This window comes from Rhodovastum atsumiense, assembly GCF_937425535.1.
In the GTDB taxonomy this organism is placed as follows: Bacteria; Pseudomonadota; Alphaproteobacteria; order Acetobacterales; family Acetobacteraceae; genus Rhodovastum; species Rhodovastum atsumiense.
The window spans coordinates 1-17002 of the sequence record NZ_OW485604.1 but is presented as its reverse complement, the minus strand read 5'-3'; the positions used below and the strand labels follow the sequence as shown (position 1 = coordinate 17002).

Below are 17002 nucleotides of genomic sequence, written 5' to 3'. Positions count from 1 at the left end.
ATAGATGTCCCGGGGAGTGGTGTAGGAGCGGCGGTGGCGGACCTGTCTCCGGCGGTCTGGGTTTGCCGCGGTCAGGCTGGGACGGCGGGCAGCTTGACGAGCTCAGTATTGCCCATGGGGGCCAGCGCCTCCAGAGGCATATAGCGGCGCTGGACCGCCCATTCGTCGTTCTGCTCCATCAGCAGCGCGCCGACGAGGCGGATGACCGCAGCATCTTTGGGAAAGATGCCGACGACATCGCAGCGGCGCTTGACCTCGGCATTGAGGCGTTCGAGCGGGTTGGTGCTGTGCAGCTTGCTCCAGTGCGTTTTGGGAAAGTCCATGTAGGCCAGCACGTCGGCCTCGGCGGCCTCGGCGGCCTCCAGGAAGGCGGCCAGTTTGGGGAACTGCCCCCGCAGCCGGTCGGTGACGTCGCGCCATTGTGCCTGGGCGGCGACACGGTCGGGCTGGGCGAAGATGGTCTTGAGCAGGGCGATCTCCATCGGCCGCTGCGTGGCGCCGACATAAGCCAGTGCGTTGCGCATGAAATGAACCCGGCAGCGCTGCCAGGTGGCGCGCAGCGTCTTGGCCGCGGCCGCCTTCAGCCCCTCGTGGGCGTCCGAGATCACCAACTTGACCCCGCGCAGGCCGCGCCGGGTCAGGGAGCGCAGGAAGTCGGTCCAGAAGGTCTCCGCCTCCGACGGGCCGGTCGCCAGGCCGAGCACTTCGCGGCGGCCGTCGGTGTTCACCCCCACAGCGATTATCATCGCCGTCGAGACCACCCGACCGGCCTCACGCGTCTTCACGTAGGTGGCGTCGATCCACAGATATGGCCAATCGCCCTCGATCGGCCGGTTGCGGAATGCCGCCACCTGGCCGTCGAGTTCGGCGCAGATGCGGCTGACCTCGCTTTTGGAAACACCCTCCAGGCCGAGCGCTTTGACCAGGTCATCCACGCTGCGCGTCGAGACACCATGGACATAGGCTTCCTGGATCACCGCCGCCAGCGCCCGCTCGGCGGTGCGCCGCGGCTCAAGGAAGCTGGGAAAGTAAGAGCCGTGACGCAGCTTCGGGATCCTGACGTCCAGGCGGCCTGCCCGCGTGTCCCAGGGGCGCGACCGGGTGCCATTGCGCTGGTTGGTGCGCTCGGGGCTGCGCTCGCCGTGCCCGGCACCGCAGAGCTGCGACACCTCGGCGTCCATCAGCCGGTGCACCATGAAGCTGAGCATCTCGCGCAGTAGGTCGGTCTCCGCCCCCTTCTCAAGCAACTTGGTAAGGGCGATCGTGTCGGCGGTCATGGTCGGTCTCCAGGGAAGGTTTCGTGGTCGTTACAACCCAAACCTACCCGGTGATCAGGCCATGGCCATCCACTCGGGGGGGGGCCGCTCCTACACCACTCCCCGGGACACGATCGGTTCAATCCGTGTATCGGAGCAGTGGGCCGTCATGCGTCGGGATTGCTGGCCAGCCTACATCGACTGGGACACTTATACGCGCAACCAGGAGCAGATGGCGGCAAACCGTGCCAAGCACGACGGGGTCCCGCGAGGCGGCCCAGCTTTGCTGGGCGGCATCATTCGCTGCGGCCAGTGTGGCCGGCGCATGTCGGTGGGGTATCACAACAACGGCCGCGAAGCACGCTACCTATGCTGGCAACTGGCAACCATCTTTGGCGGACCGCGCTGCCAGTCAGCCAGCGCTCAACCGATAGATAGTTTTGTTACTGATCTAATTCTCGCGTCCCTTGCGCCATCGGCGATTGAGGTCAGCCTGCAATTGGCCGAGGACATTGAGATCGAGCATGCCGCGCGGCAGCGACATTGGGCACAGCGCCTGGAGTGGGCCCGTTACGAGACCTCGCTGGCGCGCCGGCGTTATGAGGCAGTGGATCCCGAAAACCGGCTGGTTGCACGCACACTGGAACGGGATTGGGAGGCGGTGCTGGCCTGCCGAGCAGGCGTTGCAGACCGAGCACGAACGTGAGTTGGCACGCCAGCCCGCCCAGCTGCAGGCGACGGAGATGGAAGCGATTCGACCCCTGGCCAAGGACGTGCCTGCGCTGTGGAACGCCCCGACGACAACCGCGACCGATCGGCAGATGATTGCACGCCTGATGCTGGAGCGGGTCGCTGTGCCGGTGGAGACCAACAGCGAGCACGTCGAGCTCACCTGCAACTAGGCTGGCGGTGTGCAGACCCGCCACACTTTGGTGCGTCCCGTCCGGCGCTTCGAGCAACTGCGCGGGTTCGACCAATTTCTGGCCACGATCCAAGATCTGCGCGGACAGGGCTGCTCGGCTGTGGCCATTGCCGAGCAGCTGAATGCTCGCGGGCTGGCGGCCGCCCAAGCGCGAGGCGTTTGGAGCATCCATGATCCAGCGCCTGCTATTCCGCTACGGGCTGTCGAAAGGACGGCCGATCTGGACAAGCAACGTCCAACGCGAGAGCGGTGCCGAGTGGACCTTGCAGGAGGTAGCTGCTCGGCTTGGCATTCATCAGCGCACCGTCTACCGCTGGCTCCGACAGCGGCCGGCTGCTCAGCCGCATGGCCACCCGGGGCGATCAGCGCGTCTGGCTCGTGCAGATGACCGAAACCGAGCTTGACCAGCTCCGGCAGATGAACGTCGAGCCATCAACCCCGCCCGAGTGCAGGAATCGCACATAAAGAGGCAGCATGGAAATGCAGTTGAGCGTGTGTGGCTCTATCTGCAAGACCGCTTTCTTTCGTTGCGGCTCTTTGCTGACCTCGATGCCATCCTCGATGGCTGCACCGATGCATGGAACTACCTTCTCGCAGAGCGGTGGCCGTATTGCCTCCCTAACCAACTACTCCTATCTGCGGTCAGTCAGAATTTCATGAGGCTGGTATTACTTGCGGATGCGCTCCCAGCCGCCGGGCGATGTACGAAAGGGTCAGCCGACGGAGACAAGGTGTTCCAGGAACGGGTGGTCGGGCGGCACTCAGCTCTCGTCGTCTTCATCTTCATCGTTCGTGCCCTGCCGCTGTGGCTCGCCAGGACACGGTTACAGATTGTCTAGGTCGTGGGCCGACCAACCCGTAACGGCGCTTAGTGGCCTTGGGGTTGTCAATCGGCTCGAGAATGAAACCCGCGTTGGACGAGCATCGACCAGTCGCGTGTCGCAGCTGGTCGTCCCCTAACTACGAACGGCCATATGTCTCACACGTGAGACATATGGCCGGGGTTGCAGCCTGGGTTCAGAGCGGGCGCGCCATGCCCATTTCTTGGCCTTCCGGCGCTTCCTCAGGCAACCCAAAAGGCTCAGCGCTGCTGTTGATTTCCGCCACGCCCCTCTCTTCGCGAGAGAGCTCGGACTCGATTTGAGCCAGTTCCTCCATCAGGCGCTTGCGTCTGCGCAGCAGCTCCGCCCGGCGCTGGCTGGCCCGCTCGGCCTCATCCGCAGGCAGCTTGAGCTCGCGCTTGAACGCGTCAATTTCCCTCCGCGTGACATCTGGACGAACCAGCTGTCGCTTGGCCGCCAGCGCGAGTTCGTGGCCTTCGAGCGCCGCAAGCTCGTAGGCATTGGCGTAGCTGCGAGGCAAGGTCTCCTCAGCGAGCCGCTTCTCCTCGACCGCCTCGGCGACCACTCTCAGCTTGTGGGCGACGGCGCGGCCGAAGGGCAGCATATGGGAGACCAGTCGCTCCCAGTCCCCGTGCGGGAGGCCTGCCTTGGCCTGCCGCAGGTATTTGCCGATGGCCAGGAACTTCTCCTGAGCCTCGCCCCAGAGCAGCCCGATCTCCCGGGCGTATTCCTGGGCCGTGCTGCGCGGCATAATGGCGTTTGCAAGGACTTTCGCTCGTGTCCCCTCACGACCATTCTCAATGGGGGTCTCAGCCGCGCGTGCAGAAAGGGCGCGTTTTGATGCAGTGAAAACCATCTCACATCCCCATTGAATGGCAAACGGCGTCCCAGACGCCTTCGAAATCTTCGACGCCCTTGGCGCGCCTGATCTCGCAAATACCCACCCCAAACTTATGAGTGGATTGGACGTCTTCCAACTGTCGGATGTCCATGGGGCACAACTGCCCGCTTTTGAGAAGGAGGGAACGGGCTTCTTGAAAGGATCCGTAGGTGCGCTGGGTGCGCGTTAGCACAAAGGCAGCGTTCGCTCCCTCGCGCCGCAGAAAGCCCATCCACTCCCGCACTGACTCCACGTCCGCTAGGCCCTGGGTAGTGGGCACGAGGACAAAGTCAGACCGCTCAACCAGCAGTCTAGCCTGGATAGGATGTTCGTCGATAGATGGCGGGGTGTCGATGACGACCACGTCCAGGCCGTCCGTCTTCTCGGCAAGATCCACCTGCTGGATGGCGCGATCCGCCTTTTCCAAGGGGACCGTGAATAGACGGATTCTCGGCGCTTCCTCGGGACGGCGCATATGCCATTTCGTCGCGGTCTCCTGGCTGTCCATGTCGACCAAGGCCACTTTGAGCCCCTTGTTGGCCGCCAGCACCGCGAGGTTCAGGGCAGTTGTGGTCTTTCCACTCCCACCTTTGGCGCTCGCAAGCAGTAGCCAGCGCGCCCGAGGGACCGGGTCGGCATGCGGTCTGGATTTCCCCCTAGCTTCTGCTAAGGACGATATTTCAGCCATTTGTGGCCTCCAGTTCCTTCTTAAGGTGATGAAATAGCCTAAAACCCTGGGGGCGGTGAACCACTCCACAATGGCAATCGGAAACAAACTGGGAAGGCGCGGCGTGAATGTCTCACGTGTGAGACCTTTGTACCACGAGGGCCGCAGAAAACCTGGCCGTCAAAAGTCTCACACGTGAGACATTCAGCCCCTGAAAGGCCGACCCTGGCAAAAACCACTGAGTCAGTCCGCATTGCGGAGGCATCCGGCGGATTAGGCTTGGACTTGGCCCGGATCAGCGGACGGTTTGCGGCGTAGGTCGTTACACCTTCCATAGCGGCGCCTTCGTAGAGATAGTCGATCTCGGAATGGCGATGGATCGGGTTATAAACACAGACTCCGTGAGAATCTGCTTGCCTTGGGGGAGCGAGCTTGATTCGCGCCTTCCATGACCGGTGACATCCTGCCCCCTGAGGATCGGACGCATTTTCTGGCGATGATGCGTCGGCAGACGAACAGCGCGGTGCATCGGCGGATGAACGCGCTGCTGCTGCTCGACGATGGCTGGACTGCCGAGCGGGTGGCGGAGGCACTTTTCATCGAGGCGGATGACGGTACGTGAACATCGGCGACGCTACGCGCTGGAGGGTCGGACGGGCATCGAGCGGCTGGCCTATGAAGGGTGCGCCCCGGCCCTGACCGAGGCGCAGACGGCCTAGGGTCTGTTGACATTCGGGGATTCCCTTCCGGTTCTCGGCGTGATTCAAGCTCCGCTTTGCCGGAGCGAGGTAGGCGGTGGACCGGGAGCGTTTCGTCATCAGCGACGCGGTGTGGGAGAGGATTGAGCCGGTGACGCTCGGAAGAGCGGCCGATCCGGGAGTCACAGGACGTGATACCCGGCTGTTCCTCGAAGCCGTTCTGTGGCGTGTGCGGACGGGAATGCCGTGGCGCGACCTGCCATCGGAGTTCGGCAACTGGAACAGCGTGTTCCAGCGCTTCCGCCGCTGGGCCAAGGCGGGCGTGTTCGAGCGGATCTTCGAGGCGCTGTCAGGCGAACCGGACTTCGAATATGCTCTGATCGACGGCACGATCGTCACCGCTTACCAGAAGGCGAGCGGCGCAAAAGGGGGACTCAAAATCAGGCCATCGGCCGCTCGCGCGGCGGATTGACGACCAAAATCGTCGCCCTGGTCGATGCCCTCGGAAACCTGGTGCGGTTCGTCCTGCTGCCTGGCCAGCGCCACGACACGCTGGGCGTGCTGCCGCTCATCGCGGGCCTAACGTTTGACGCCCTGCTTGGCGACAAGGCGTTCGACGTCGATTGGCTGCGGATTGAACTCGACGGGCGTGGCGCCGCCGCCGTCATCCCGCCCAAATCCAACCGAAAGGCAGCGATCAGCTACGACAAGGCGATGTATCGCTGGCGCCACCTCATCGAGAACTTCTTTGCTAAACTGAAGGAGTTTCGCGCCATCGCCACCCGCTACGACAAGACGGACACCAGCTTCCAGGCCGCAATCTACCTCGCCGCCGCCGTCATTGCCAGTCGGTGATTGTCAACAGACCCTAATTGGCGACGGAACTGTCGGCCCGGCTGTATCTGACGGCGAAGGCAGTCTGCGGCTTCGTGGTGGCACGGTTAATGTCACCTACACGCCGCATGCGATGGCGAAGCTACTAGTCCGCATAGGCTTTGTCTGGAAGCGGCCGAAATGCGTGCCTGCTAAGGCGGATGCTGATGCACAACAAGCATTCCTGGCGCAGACGCTGGCGCTGCTGATGGCCACCGCCGAGGTGGACCCGGCACGTCTGGACAACCCCAACATGTTGTTGGCTCTGGCGTCGTCCGGACACCTCATCTGGCGCTCCGGACGATCCGCGCACAGGTCTCATTACCTCGACGATTCCGGCCGTTCGCATCAGCGGGCAACGCACTTCCTGCCGAGCTTCTCACCCTGCGCTTTCAGCTGGGCAAGCATCCGCGGTGCGTCGTAGGTACTGCGCGAGACGCGCGTGCACGGTGCGGATCCGCTTCAGCAACTCGGTGTCCGCCTGGGCTCATGCCGAGGGTGGGCGCCGCAGCCCGGCATGATAGCCCGCCCTGGACACGCCGATTACTCGGGCCATGGTGGCAATGGGGAACACGGCCTGGTTCGCCGTCATGAACCGGAAGATCCGGGTGTGATCACGTCCGCCTTCCGAGCGCACCAGGCTGCCGCTTTTGCCAGAATATCGCGCTCCACCGCAACTGGTGGTTCTCACGGCGTAGCCCGGCGAGTTCCTCCCGCTCGGCACTGGTCGGACCGCCCTCTCTGCGGCCCGCATCGCGATCAGCCTGCTTCACCTAGTTGCTGATCGCCTGGGCCGACGGCTCGAACTCCCGCGACAGTTCTTCCGGCGTGCGCCCAGCGCGCATAAGTTCGACCATTTGGCGCCGGAATTCCGGTGGATAGGCGGGATGGCTCTTCGGGCTCTTCGGCATCGGAGCACCTGTTCCTCAACAGGTCAGGTGTCCACCGAGCCGGGGCAAGTCCGATCGAGACCAACTCGCATTACCGTGCAATCGGCAGTTGCGGATGCTCGGGTTCGACCATCTCTCGCCTCCGGCCGACGCTCATCGACCGGAGGTCTTCCGCAAAAAAACTCGCTCCACCACCAACTGGCCGATCTTGATGTGCAGCTTCTCGAGCCCCTCCGCCCATACCGTCTCCGCTGTCTCCGAACGGCCCGAGAACATACCGGTCATTCCCTCAATGGCTTGCTTCTTCCGGGCGTCAATGAGCGTCTGGTGCACCCCGTGCTTGACCACCAGTTGCGTCACCGTCAACTTGCCCCGGATCGCCTCCAGAGCCACCTTCGTCCTGAACTCCGCCAAGTAGCGGCTTCGCTGCCCGCTCATCCGTTCGTTCCTCGTCCAGTCGGACCAAGCTTATCGAACTGTTCGGGATCCGGGGACCAGTTCACTGGCTGCTGGTGGGCCTGACCGCTCCTTCACCGAAATGGCGGCGGTGGAGGCAGATCACCGCCGATAGCTCCTGGCTGCATCTCGACCGTGTGGGGCGACGGTCTTGATCGTTTTCGCAGGCCTGTCTAAATTTATGAGCGTTTTCGCGCGACGCTGAACTATTTCACAGGCTGAGGGCGGTCAACCGGAAGCTGGATGGCCATGGCAGAAGAAGGCACGCCCGTCGGGCAAGCCGCCCTGATCAGCATGCTGGGGCTGCATCTGCCCACCCCTACCGTCGCGTCCAGGGTCGCCCCAGGCGCTCGGAAAACGGTCGTCAAGGATGGCCGCACAGTGGAGCGCTATCCCCAGGGCTACATGCCCGAGGACAACCTCATCGGCCACTTACGGTTCGCGCTCCGCTATGAGCCGGTTGACCTCGGTGTTTTTGCCGCCGCCTTTAGGACCCCAGGAGCCGCCGACAATATCGAGGCATGGATCCGGGCCGAGCCGACTGGCGCCTATGCGCGGCGAGCCTGGTTCCTCTACGAATGGCTGACCGGTGAAAGGCTCGGGATCCCGGATGCAGGGACGGTTGGCTATGTGGATGTGCTCGACCCCGGTCTCCACGCCACGGCCAGGGGCATCCCTTCCCGGCGCCACAAAGTCACCGACAACATCCTTGGCCGTCCAGGCTTCGCGCCGCTGGTCCGCCGGACGCAGCGCCTGGTAGACTTCCAGGCGGAGAACTTGGCGGCCGAGGCCCGCGTCGTTGTCGCCGGGTGCGATCCGGCGGTCCTGGCCCGCGCTGTGAGCTACCTCTACACGAAGGAAACCAAGAGCAGCTTCGCCATAGAGGGTGAGACGGCCACCGGGAATCGCGCCGAGCGGTTCGTCGCCGCACTCCGGGCAGCTAGGACGTTTGAGCCAACCGATCCGCGCAGCCTGGTCGCCTTGCAGAACGCCATTGTCGACCCGCGCTACGCTGCCAGCGGCTTTCGGGATTTCCAGATCTTCGTTGGGGAGACCGTGGGCGGTTACCGCGAAATTGTTCACTTCATCTGCCCGCGCCCGAAGGACGTCAGCCCGCTGATGTCCGACTGGGCGCAGATGACTGAGCGCATCAAAGGCGCGACCGACCCTGTTGTGGCGGCAGCACTCTCAGCCTTCGGCTTCGTCTTCATCCACCCGTTCGAAGACGGCAACGGGCGCATCCATCGCTTCCTCATCCATCAAGTGCTGACCGCGGAAGGCTTCACGCCGCCTGACGTCCTGTTCCCGGTGTCGGCGGCGATCGTACGCGACCGGCAAGCCTATGACGCCACCCTGGAATCCTTCTCCAAGACCATCGCGCCGTTCATCGAGTGGCATTGGGCGGAGGGGCCTGATGGGCCGGAGATCGCCGTCGACAACGACACGGCACACCTTTACCGCTACTTCGACGCCACGCCGCTCGTCGAGTTCCTGTACGCCAAGGTCACCGAGACCATTCGCAAAGACTTCCGGGAGGAACTGGACTTCGTGACCGTCTACGATGCGGCACTGTCGGCGGTGAAGTACATCGTCGATATGCCGGACCGCCGGGCCAGCTTATTCGTCCGGCTGTGCCTTCAGAACGGCGGACGCCTTGCCAAGGCCAGGAGGGACACGTTCAAAGAAATTACGGATGGCGAACTCACCGCGCTCCAGGACGCAATCCAGGGCGTCCTGGCGGAACGGGGGGACACGCCGACGTCTGGCACGCAGGCCGAAACGCCGTAGGATGACGGCGACCAGTTCAGGCAGCCTCACGGGTTCCTCAGGCGGACGAACTGCGAGTGCTCTGTTGCGGCAAGGTCTGCGAGGAACGAATTAAGAGTTTCAACGAATTAAGAGTTTCTGCGGTATCCGGGGCAAAACCGCGGGTAGCAGGCTGATCAGGCAGGCTGACCGCGGCAGCGGATGAGGTCAGCGAGGCGGGGAATGGCTGGCGCGTTGGGCACGCCGAGCCTGGCGCCGAGATAGTCCCAGAAGGAGACGCAGAGCTTCTTGCAGGTCTTTCCGAGCCCGAGGAAGGCGTCGCGGCAGTCGCGCCCGGTGTCGGTTTTGGTGCCGCCGCTGACCTGGCGCTTGGTCACCTGGCAGCGGATGTCGTTCTCCGACCCGTTGGTATGGAGCGGGATCTCGGGGTGGTCGAGCACCATCAGCAACTCGGCCTTGTTGGCGTGTAGCCGCTGCAGCAGGCGATCGAGCGTGGCAAAGCCGGTGGTGCGCAGGAAGATACGATCGAAGCGGGCTCGTAGCTCGCTGCGTCGACGTGGGGTCGGATCGAGGCGGTAGGCCTTCAGATCGGCATAGTACCACCAGATCAAACTGCGGACGATCTGCTGGGCGGCGCGCTGCTGGTCGGTGAACGTCTCCAGCTTGTGCACCAGCCGCTCGGCATGGATCCAACACAGGGCGTGCTGGCCGACGTTGAACTGGCCGGCGTCGTCGCTGACGATCACCGCCTCGTTGAGAAATCCATGCGCGGCGATGGCACCCCGGAGCGCCCCCTCGGTGGCAACACGCACCGGGTCGGGGGTCACCTGGAGGTCGGTGATGCCCAGTTGCTCCAGATGGCGCTGCCACGCGGCCTCATCGGCAAACTGCCGCTGCGGATGTCCGGCCAACTGCTGGATCGTCGGTCCGGCCAGGTTATGCTCGCGCATGTATTCCAGCGCCGCCTCGTTGACCACGTAATCCGTGTGGCCGGCGCACAGCAACTCGAGGAAGTTCATCCGATCGATCCGGTATCATGTAGCAAGCGCCACTGCTGGCCGGTTCGGGTTCTGAGATCGGCCATCTACCCTCGTTCCACTGGAATTCAGGAGGAGGGCGACGGTGGCCGAGCAGCAAGTCATCCGTATATTGCGTGACAAGCGATCCGAGTTGGCCGGGCTGGTGAAAGACCTGGAGCAGCAGCTGGGCGAGCGCCGCGCCGCCTTGACGCACCTGGACGCGACCATGCGGCTGTTCGATCCGGAGATCCGACCCGAGGGGATCGGTCCTCGACCGCGGCGACGTTGCAACGCCTGGTTCCGTCCTGGTGAAAGCCTTCGGCTGATCTACGACGTGTTGCGCGATGCGCCACGGCCAATGACGACACGCGAAATCGGCGAACGAATGATGGATCTGAAAAGCATCCCGGTCAGCGACGACCGCCAGCGCGCGTTGATCCAGAAGACTGTGTTGGCGTCACTGAATCGCGCCAAGGAGACGATCGAGCGGGTCGAGACCGCGGGCGTGGTCGGATGGCGGGTGCGTTAGGCCACATGGGCACGCTGCCAGTAACCGCAGAAGTCCACCGACGGTCGGCAGCGCAAAGCCAGGCGGACCACCCCATGCACCTGCTCGCCGTTACTGACGCGCCTTGCGTCTTCCCGCCAGGCGGCTTCCTGGGCATAGCGGAGGAGATACGGTCCGGCGATGTGGTGGTGGTGCCCCAGCTCGCTGCGGCGCAGGCGGGAGAAGTAGGATTCCGCGCCGTTGGTGCAGGCACCGTCGATGCTGTAGCCTTCCTGATGGTTGATCCGCCGCATCGGAAACCTCGCGTGCAGCTTGTTCCAGGCCGCGCTTTCATCGGCATGCAGCACGGTCGCCTTGGCGATCCGCTGGGGAATGAGCGGCAGTGCGGCATCTTCGGTCGGCACCACCTGCACCAGCGTGGGACCACCGCGTTCGCGCATGACCACGACGACCTGGCGCTTGCCGGACTGGTTTTTGACCAGTCGCCGGTCGACGCGATCGGTCGCCAGGTTCTTCGGCCGGACGTGGCCACCGAAGTAGGCGCCGTCGAGTTCGACCTCACGTCCCGCGCCGCCGATGCGCACCGCTTTCGTGCCGGATGCCATAGCCTCACGCATTTTATGCGCCAGCACGAATGCCGTTTTATATTGGACGTCGAGCTCACGGGAGAGCGCGAGCATGCTCTTGCCTTTGACCTCGTTGCAGAAGGCGACCACGCTGAGCAGGTAGGTGCGCAGCGGCAATTTGTGATGGGCGAACAACGTGCCCGAGGTGATCGAGAAATCGGCGTGGCAAGCTTTACAACGCCAGCGCGGCCGATCCGGTGATCTTGGGCAGGCATAGCAGACCATGCAGCCGCAGCCGGGACAGACCGGCTTGCCATCGGTCTCAGGCCAGCGCAGGCGCAAGAACACGTTCACCACGCCGCTCTCCGACATGCGCATGACCTTCGCCGCGCTGAGTGAGCGTGCCGCTGCGGAAAGCAGGAAATGTTGCGCCATGCCGACCCGTTGCACGAAACTCCGTGCGCCCATCTTGCCAGAGAGGGGCGCCGAGTACAAGCCCGATTTCACCAGTGGCGCATGCTACATAATGGCGGATCGATCCGCTTCGCGGCTCGATTGCTGCCGGTGGTGCCGAACCAGGCAAAGTTGTCGTTACCGATCTGCGTGCACACCGCATTGGCTCCACGGTGGCGCGCTCCGGTGTCGTCCACCGTGATCCAGGCCGCCGTCTCCAGTCCCGCCCGCAGCACCTCCCGGGTCTCGGTCAGGAACGCGTCCTGCCCCTCGATCAGCAGCCGCATGACCTGCCGCTTGGAGATACTGACCCCGACCCCCTGCAGCTGAGCCACCAGCCGCTCCACGGTGACCTGGCCTTGGTGATACTGCATCAGCACATAGCGGCGCAGTTCCGGCCCGAAATGGCCACGAATACCCTCGGGCAGTGGTGCCACGATCGTCTCGCCCGCCGGCGTCACCCAGCGTTCGCGCCGGTAGCGCACCACCCGTGCCGTGAGCACCAGATCCTGTATCTGGTAGGGTTCGTAGCCCTTGAACTGCGACCCCGTCGGCGCCGTCACCCGGATCACCAGGGTTTCAACTGTCACCCGTGGCGTCACCTTGCCGCGGCCTCGGTGCTTGCCGCGCTTGCCGGCGCACTTCGGCTCGGTCGCCTTCTCCATACCGCTCGGCTTGATCACCGGCCGGCCCTTCAGCCCCTTCAGCCGGGCAATCTCGTCGCGCAGCGCCAGCACCAACTGCTTCAGTTCGGCCACCTCGCCTCGCAGGGCCGTCACTTCGGCTTCCAGCTCGGCGCGCGGCATCTCAGATGGATCGGGAAGCGCTGACATGGCCCCAGCGAACCGTATTTGGCCGCTTCGGGGAAGGCCCAAAATCAGCCGCCGCCCGGGGTTTTGCCCCGGTTACTCATGATTCTGTCTACCTGTTCGGTGCCATCTGCCCCGAACGGGCTGTTGGTGCCGCGATCATCATGCCGGCGGTCAACAGCGAAGCCATGGCCGAGCATCTGATCGAGATCAGCCGTCCGGTGGCACCCGGCGCGCACGCTGTGTTGGTCTGTGATGGGGCCGGGTGGCACCAGCCCAGCCAGCGCCTGCCCGTTCCCGACAACATCAGCCTGCTACGCCTGCCAGCCTACGCCCCGGAATTGAACCCGATGGAGAACGTCTGGGAATATCTGCGGGCCAACAAACTTAGTCTGCGCGTATGGAACAGCTACAATGCCATCCTGGCCGCTTGCCTGGATGCCTGGAACTTTCTGATGTCTACCCCAGACACCATCAAGTCCATCACTCAGCGCGCCTGGGCATCGGTCAAAATTTAGGGCCGCCGGTATTATACGAAATCCTGGTGATCGGCGCGGCCGGGCGCGAGTTTTGCCAGGGCGTCGCCAACCGGGCCACCAGATTGGCGCAGGCGGCGAGTCGCGCAGGCGCCATGCCGACGCGGGTTGCGACGAGGCGCTTGCCTGTGAGGCCATCGGCGGGGGCCGAGGGCGGGATCCGTCCGGATTTGCGGCGGAATCGGGCCCGGGTATGATCGCTCAGGACAAACGGGCGGACATGGCGGCTGTGGCGAGCTTCAAGGGACGGTACTTCAGGGGCGAGTTGTTCGGCATCGTCGCCTGAACCTTGGGCCGCCGAGAGAGGCACATGATTGGATCGTCCGCTTTGCAACCGAACCGCCAGTTCCACCCCAAGAATATACCCGTAGTAAAAGGACCACCAATGAAGTTGTACTCTGCCGCTGCCTTGGGCCTGTTAGCTGTCGCCGTTGCAACCCCCTGCATGGCCAAGGATTGGAAGACCGTTGTTATTGGCATGGAAGGTGGTTTCGCTCCCTACAATCTGACCGACCCCAGCGGAAAGATCGTCGGCTTTGAGCCAGATCTTGTCATGGATCTGTGCGCCCGCATCAAGGTCCAATGCAAGATCATCGCGCAAGACTGGGACGGCATGATTCCAGGTTTGAATGCCGGCAAGTTCGACGTCATCATGGACGGCATGTCCATTACTGAGCAGCGCAAGAAAGAAATCGACTTCACGGCGCCTTATGTCAACTCCCCTGCCGCGTTCATCGCCGCAAAGGACAGCCCGCTTGCGAAGCTTCACTCCAATGGCAAGGTTTTCAACCTGACCGCAGACCCGAAGGGCGGGGGTGCTGCCCTGAGCGAACTGCGGAAAGCCTTGAAGGGCATGGTGATCGGCGTCCAGGTTTCAACGACTCATGCGACCTTTGCCGACAAGCACCTCAAGGATATTGCCACCATTAAGGAATACAAGACGGTGGACGAGCGCGACCTTGACCTCAAGTCCGGTCGTATCGACGTGGAACTCGACGACTATGCGACGCTCGCCGCCATCCTCGAAAAGCCGGATTCCAAGGACTATGCCTTTGCCGGTCCGGAGTTCACGGGCGGCGATTTCGGCACTGGCGCCGGAATGGGGCTGCGTAAATCGGATGCCGACCTGACTGCCAAATTCGATGCGGCGCTGAAGGCCGCTTTCGCGGACGGGTCGGTCAAGAAGTACAGCCTGAAGTGGTTCAAGATTGATACCACCCCATAAACCCGGTCGGATGCCCCCCGCAACGTGCTGACTCCGGATGGCGCATCGATCCATGTCGGCGCGGTCGGCGGGCCGGTGTGTCGTTTCTGGCGCGCGGTGGCCCCACGGCCCCGCCCGCCGGACGGCCGACCCGGCGGGACGGCGCCATCAGTGACGGCCGGGAGCCTGGTTGCTCGGCGCTACCTCCCCGCCGGCTGAAAAGCAGGCGATTGTGCGGGCAACCGTCGTTGGTGCAGCTGCGCGTTCGTCGCGCCTGGCATACCAGACACCAATCGCGGTCAGGGCGAAGCAGATAACCGGGACGACACCAGCAGGGGCATGAGATGTGACAGCCTTCGAGCTATTGGGCTTTGGGGAGAAGGGCTGGGGGGCGGTGCTTCTCCTGGGAGCGCTGATGACCTTGGCCGTTTCGCTGTGCGGGCTCGCGATTGGGTCGGTACTGGGCTCCCTGGTGGCCTGGGCCAAATTGTCCGGACACAAGGCCTGGGGGGCGGTTGGCGATGCATATGCCTCGCTGTTTCGCGGCCTTCCAGAACTCCTGGTGATTTATTTCGTCTATTTTGGCTCCTCGGCGTTGCTGACCGAAATAGGGCACATGCTCGGCATCGAAGGCTTTGTCGGAGTGCCCTCGTTTGCGGCAGGCGCACTCGGCGTGGGCATCATTTCCGGTGCCTATCAGGCTGAGGTTTATCGTGGCGCTTATCTTGCAATCGCACCCGGCGAACTGGAAGCCGCCCGGTCGGTCGGGATGCACCGCATGCTCATGTTCCGACGCATCATCGTACCACAGGTTCTGCGTTACGCCATCCCGGGCCTGGGCAATCTGTGGCAGGTCGCGCTGAAGGATTCCTCTCTGATCGCCGTCACCGGACTGGCGGAACTGATGCGCACGAGCCAGGTCGGCGCCGGTTCCACGCACCAACCGTTTGTCTTCTATCTGGCCGGACTGGCGCTCTATCTGCTCCTGACCGGCGTGACCGATCGCTTGTTCGAGGTCGCCGAAGCGCGCGCGACCCGCAGCCTCGGGCGCATACACAGGTGAGCGCATGACTCCCGATTTCATTGCCCAGACATTCGCCAGGTTGATCTCCGCGCTGCCGGTCACGCTTGAAGTCTGGTTCCTGTCGATTTTCTTCGGAGGGATCATCGCGGTCGGCGTAACCTGGATGCGCGCGAGCAGATCAACCGCGCTGGCCGCTGTTGCCCGCGGCTACATATTCGTTTTTAGGGGATCGCCATTACTGATACAGCTTTTTGTGATCTATTATGGCCTGCCGTCGCTGCCGTTCGTGCGTCACAGCTTTCTTTGGCCGTTCCTGCGGGATGCGTTTTTTTGTGCCGTGCTGTCCCTGGCGCTGTGTACCGCGGCTTACACCAGCGAAATTTTCCGGGGCGCGCTGGCGGCCGTGCCGCGCGACCAAGTCGAAGCCGCCCGCGCATGTGGCATGTCCGGCTTCCTGTTGTTGAGGCGCATCATCCTGCCGATTGCCATGCGGCAGGCACTCCCGGCCTATGCCACCGAGGTCATCTCCATGACCAAGGCAACGGCGCTCGTGTCCCTGGTCACGCTCTGGGACATGATGAATGTCGCACTCAAGATCCGCAATGATACGCTCGTTACTTATACGCCTCTGATCATTGCCGGCGCCATCTATTTTGTCCTCAACCTCATCATCGCACGGTTCTTTGCCTGGCTGGAGCGCCGTGTGTCTCCCCATCTGAGGCCCCGGGGCCACTGACCGCCAAAGCCGCCGTCCACGGACCTGACCGAGAGAACCGACATGCCGCCGCCTGCACCCAACGCGATGACCGTCACGAACCTGCGTAAGACCTTCGGCAAGCTGGAGGTCCTCAAAGGGATTTCGCTGGCGGCGCAGGAAGGGGATGTGATTTCGCTGCTTGGCGCGTCCGGGTCGGGCAAGAGCACCTTTCTGCGCTGCATCAACCTTCTGGAAACGCCGGACGAAGGCGTCGTCACGGTTGCGGGCGAAACAATCCGGATGCGTAGGCGCGCGGACGGCAAGGTGGAGCCTGCGGATCGCCGGCAGGTTGACCGCATCAGGTCCGAACTCGGCATGGTCTTTCAGAACTTCAATCTGTGGTCTCATATGACGATACTTGAGAACCTGATTGAAGCTCCGGTCCATGTGCAGAAAAGACCTCGCGCCGAATGCATAGAAGAGGCACATGCTCTGCTGGCGAAGGTTGGCATCGGTGACAAGGCCGGCCATTATCCGGCGCATCTTTCGGGGGGCCAGCAGCAACGGGCTGCGATCGCCCGGGCGCTCGCCATGCATCCGAAGGTCATGCTGTTCGACGAGCCGACTTCGGCGCTCGATCCTGAACTGGTGGGCGAGGTGCTGCGGGTGATGCGGTCTCTGGCGGAAGAAGGCCGTACGATGCTGGTCGTGACGCACGAAATGGGGTTCGCGCGCGACGTTTCCAGCCACGTCATGTTCCTGCACCAGGGCCTGGTCGAATGCGAGGGCCCCCCGTCGCAATTGTTCGGTTCGGGTGCGAGCGAACGATTCCGCAAATTCATTTCGCGGTATTTGCCTCGGCAAGACTAAGGTGGCCATGCGCCGCCGCGGCAACTGCCTCGACAACGCCCATTTCCGCCCGCAGGCAGCCGCGT

21 protein-coding genes and 1 pseudogene are annotated in these 17002 nt (G+C 63.3%); 14 read left to right on the top strand and 8 right to left on the bottom strand.

Features of this window, described 5'->3' with window-relative positions:
* Positions 1–71: 71 nt before the first annotated feature.
* Positions 72–1277, bottom strand: coding sequence for an IS256 family transposase (locus tag NBY65_RS30980; RefSeq protein ID WP_250266009.1), 1206 nt, complete (start codon positions 1275–1277; stop codon positions 72–74).
* Positions 1278–1338: 61 nt separating this feature from the next.
* Here NBY65_RS30980 and NBY65_RS30975 point away from each other — a divergent pair, with 61 nt between their 5' ends.
* The 4 genes from NBY65_RS30975 (at position 1339) to NBY65_RS30965 (ending at position 3017) form a co-directional block, all read left to right on the top strand.
* Positions 1339–1962 carry a zinc ribbon domain-containing protein gene (locus tag NBY65_RS30975; RefSeq protein WP_162530923.1) on the top strand — a complete coding sequence of 208 codons (624 nt, stop codon included), beginning with the start codon at positions 1339–1341 and terminating at the stop codon, positions 1960–1962.
* Positions 1940–2158 carry a hypothetical protein gene (locus NBY65_RS30970; RefSeq protein WP_150045755.1) on the top strand — a complete coding sequence of 73 codons (219 nt, stop codon included), beginning with the start codon at positions 1940–1942 and terminating at the stop codon, positions 2156–2158. The genes NBY65_RS30975 and NBY65_RS30970 overlap by 23 nt, the downstream gene beginning before the upstream one ends.
* A 142-nt stretch (positions 2159–2300) precedes the next feature.
* Positions 2301–2582: a helix-turn-helix domain-containing protein gene (locus tag NBY65_RS34210; protein WP_150045756.1), complete on the top strand. Its 282-nt coding sequence runs from the start codon at positions 2301–2303 to the stop codon at positions 2580–2582.
* Between the two features lie 90 nt (positions 2583–2672).
* Positions 2673–3017, top strand: coding sequence for a hypothetical protein (locus NBY65_RS30965; RefSeq protein ID WP_150045757.1), 345 nt, complete (start codon positions 2673–2675; stop codon positions 3015–3017).
* 178 nt (positions 3018–3195) lie between these two features.
* Here NBY65_RS30965 and NBY65_RS30960 read toward each other — a convergent pair whose 3' ends face one another.
* Both NBY65_RS30960 and NBY65_RS30955 read right to left on the bottom strand, forming a co-directional pair.
* Positions 3196–3771: a DUF3102 domain-containing protein gene (locus NBY65_RS30960; protein WP_150045758.1), complete on the bottom strand. Its 576-nt coding sequence runs from the start codon at positions 3769–3771 to the stop codon at positions 3196–3198.
* Between the two features lie 106 nt (positions 3772–3877).
* Positions 3878–4588, bottom strand: a complete 711-nt coding sequence (locus tag NBY65_RS30955) for an AAA family ATPase (protein ID WP_150045759.1) — start codon at positions 4586–4588, stop codon at positions 3878–3880.
* A 427-nt stretch (positions 4589–5015) separates the two neighbouring features.
* Between NBY65_RS30955 and NBY65_RS30950 the strand changes: the two genes are divergently transcribed.
* The 3 genes from NBY65_RS30950 (at position 5016) to NBY65_RS30935 (ending at position 6562) form a co-directional block, all read left to right on the top strand.
* Positions 5016–5189 carry a hypothetical protein gene (locus tag NBY65_RS30950; RefSeq protein WP_162530925.1) on the top strand — a complete coding sequence of 58 codons (174 nt, stop codon included), beginning with the start codon at positions 5016–5018 and terminating at the stop codon, positions 5187–5189.
* Between the two features lie 173 nt (positions 5190–5362).
* A protein-coding gene (locus NBY65_RS34205; RefSeq protein WP_150045760.1) for an IS5 family transposase occupies positions 5363–6120 on the top strand; the annotation gives its coding sequence in 2 pieces (ribosomal slippage) (positions 5363–5699 and positions 5699–6120; 759 coding nt in all).
* Positions 6107–6562: a winged helix-turn-helix domain-containing protein gene (locus NBY65_RS30935; RefSeq protein ID WP_275266347.1), complete on the top strand. Its 456-nt coding sequence runs from the start codon at positions 6107–6109 to the stop codon at positions 6560–6562. The genes NBY65_RS34205 and NBY65_RS30935 overlap by 14 nt, the downstream gene beginning before the upstream one ends.
* Before the next feature lie 349 nt (positions 6563–6911).
* On the opposite strand, the gene NBY65_RS30930 is transcribed toward NBY65_RS30935, so the two are convergent.
* Both NBY65_RS30930 and NBY65_RS30925 read right to left on the bottom strand, forming a co-directional pair.
* On the bottom strand, positions 6912–7049 hold the full coding sequence (locus tag NBY65_RS30930; protein ID WP_162530926.1) for a hypothetical protein: 138 nt from the start codon (positions 7047–7049) through the stop codon (positions 6912–6914).
* A 73-nt stretch (positions 7050–7122) separates the two neighbouring features.
* Positions 7123–7466 (bottom strand): annotated as a pseudogene (locus NBY65_RS30925) (IS3 family transposase); the annotation flags it as partial.
* A 267-nt stretch (positions 7467–7733) separates the two neighbouring features.
* Here NBY65_RS30925 and NBY65_RS30920 point away from each other — a divergent pair.
* Complete coding sequence (locus tag NBY65_RS30920) at positions 7734–9272, top strand: Fic family protein (protein WP_250266007.1); 1539 nt, start codon at positions 7734–7736, stop codon at positions 9270–9272.
* A gap of 155 nt (positions 9273–9427) precedes the next feature.
* Here the strand turns inward: NBY65_RS30920 and NBY65_RS30915 are convergent, their stop codons facing one another.
* Positions 9428–10270 (bottom strand): IS66 family transposase, encoded by an 843-nt coding sequence (locus NBY65_RS30915; RefSeq protein WP_250266006.1) that lies wholly within the window; start codon positions 10268–10270, stop codon positions 9428–9430.
* Between the two features lie 103 nt (positions 10271–10373).
* Here NBY65_RS30915 and NBY65_RS30910 point away from each other — a divergent pair, with 103 nt between their 5' ends.
* Positions 10374–10799 carry a hypothetical protein gene (locus NBY65_RS30910; protein WP_150045482.1) on the top strand — a complete coding sequence of 142 codons (426 nt, stop codon included), beginning with the start codon at positions 10374–10376 and terminating at the stop codon, positions 10797–10799.
* On the opposite strand, the gene NBY65_RS30905 is transcribed toward NBY65_RS30910, so the two are convergent.
* Both NBY65_RS30905 and NBY65_RS30900 read right to left on the bottom strand, forming a co-directional pair.
* The gene (locus tag NBY65_RS30905; RefSeq protein WP_150045481.1) at positions 10796–11779 is read right to left on the bottom strand and encodes an IS1595 family transposase; all 984 of its coding nucleotides are present in this window, start codon (positions 11777–11779) and stop codon (positions 10796–10798) included. The genes NBY65_RS30910 and NBY65_RS30905 overlap by 4 nt on opposite strands.
* A gap of 68 nt (positions 11780–11847) precedes the next feature.
* Positions 11848–12603, bottom strand: a complete 756-nt coding sequence (locus NBY65_RS30900; RefSeq protein ID WP_250266005.1) for an IS66 family transposase — start codon at positions 12601–12603, stop codon at positions 11848–11850.
* 5 nt (positions 12604–12608) lie between these two features.
* Between NBY65_RS30900 and NBY65_RS33975 the strand changes: the two genes are divergently transcribed.
* The 5 genes from NBY65_RS33975 to NBY65_RS30875 all read left to right on the top strand — a co-directional run bounded on the left by NBY65_RS33975 (position 12609) and on the right by NBY65_RS30875 (position 16937).
* Positions 12609–13124, top strand: a complete 516-nt coding sequence (locus NBY65_RS33975; RefSeq protein ID WP_150045479.1) for a transposase — start codon at positions 12609–12611, stop codon at positions 13122–13124.
* A 379-nt stretch (positions 13125–13503) separates the two neighbouring features.
* Entirely contained in the window at positions 13504–14367 is an 864-nt protein-coding gene (locus tag NBY65_RS30890) for a transporter substrate-binding domain-containing protein (protein WP_408904193.1), read from the top strand.
* Between the two features lie 325 nt (positions 14368–14692).
* On the top strand, positions 14693–15409 hold the full coding sequence (locus tag NBY65_RS30885; protein ID WP_150045477.1) for an ABC transporter permease: 717 nt from the start codon (positions 14693–14695) through the stop codon (positions 15407–15409).
* Between the two features lie 4 nt (positions 15410–15413).
* A complete protein-coding gene (locus NBY65_RS30880) occupies positions 15414–16106 on the top strand; it encodes an ABC transporter permease (protein WP_150045476.1) in 693 nt (230 codons plus the stop codon).
* Between the two features lie 42 nt (positions 16107–16148).
* Positions 16149–16937: an ABC transporter ATP-binding protein gene (locus NBY65_RS30875; RefSeq protein WP_150045475.1), complete on the top strand. Its 789-nt coding sequence runs from the start codon at positions 16149–16151 to the stop codon at positions 16935–16937.
* Positions 16938–17002: the final 65 nt, after the last annotated feature.

Coding starts and splice junctions, on each gene's coding strand:
- NBY65_RS30980 (WP_250266009.1), bottom strand. CDS start 1,277: ATGACCGCCGACACGATCGCCCTTACCAAGTTGCTTGAGAAGGGGGCG.
- NBY65_RS30975 (WP_162530923.1), top strand. CDS start 1,339: ATGGCCATCCACTCGGGGGGGGGCCGCTCCTACACCACTCCCCGGGAC.
- NBY65_RS30905 (WP_150045481.1), bottom strand. CDS start 11,779: ATGGCGCAACATTTCCTGCTTTCCGCAGCGGCACGCTCACTCAGCGCG.
- NBY65_RS34210 (WP_150045756.1), top strand. CDS start 2,301: ATGCTCGCGGGCTGGCGGCCGCCCAAGCGCGAGGCGTTTGGAGCATCC.
- NBY65_RS30950 (WP_162530925.1), top strand. CDS start 5,016: ATGACCGGTGACATCCTGCCCCCTGAGGATCGGACGCATTTTCTGGCG.
- NBY65_RS30875 (WP_150045475.1), top strand. CDS start 16,149: ATGCCGCCGCCTGCACCCAACGCGATGACCGTCACGAACCTGCGTAAG.
- NBY65_RS33975 (WP_150045479.1), top strand. CDS start 12,609: ATGGATCGGGAAGCGCTGACATGGCCCCAGCGAACCGTATTTGGCCGC.
- NBY65_RS30930 (WP_162530926.1), bottom strand. CDS start 7,049: ATGCCGAAGAGCCCGAAGAGCCATCCCGCCTATCCACCGGAATTCCGG.
- NBY65_RS30900 (WP_250266005.1), bottom strand. CDS start 12,603: ATGCCGCGCGCCGAGCTGGAAGCCGAAGTGACGGCCCTGCGAGGCGAG.
- NBY65_RS30915 (WP_250266006.1), bottom strand. CDS start 10,270: ATGAACTTCCTCGAGTTGCTGTGCGCCGGCCACACGGATTACGTGGTC.
- NBY65_RS30920 (WP_250266007.1), top strand. CDS start 7,734: ATGGCAGAAGAAGGCACGCCCGTCGGGCAAGCCGCCCTGATCAGCATG.
- NBY65_RS30960 (WP_150045758.1), bottom strand. CDS start 3,771: ATGCCGCGCAGCACGGCCCAGGAATACGCCCGGGAGATCGGGCTGCTC.
- NBY65_RS30880 (WP_150045476.1), top strand. CDS start 15,414: ATGACTCCCGATTTCATTGCCCAGACATTCGCCAGGTTGATCTCCGCG.
- NBY65_RS30955 (WP_150045759.1), bottom strand. CDS start 4,588: ATGGCTGAAATATCGTCCTTAGCAGAAGCTAGGGGGAAATCCAGACCG.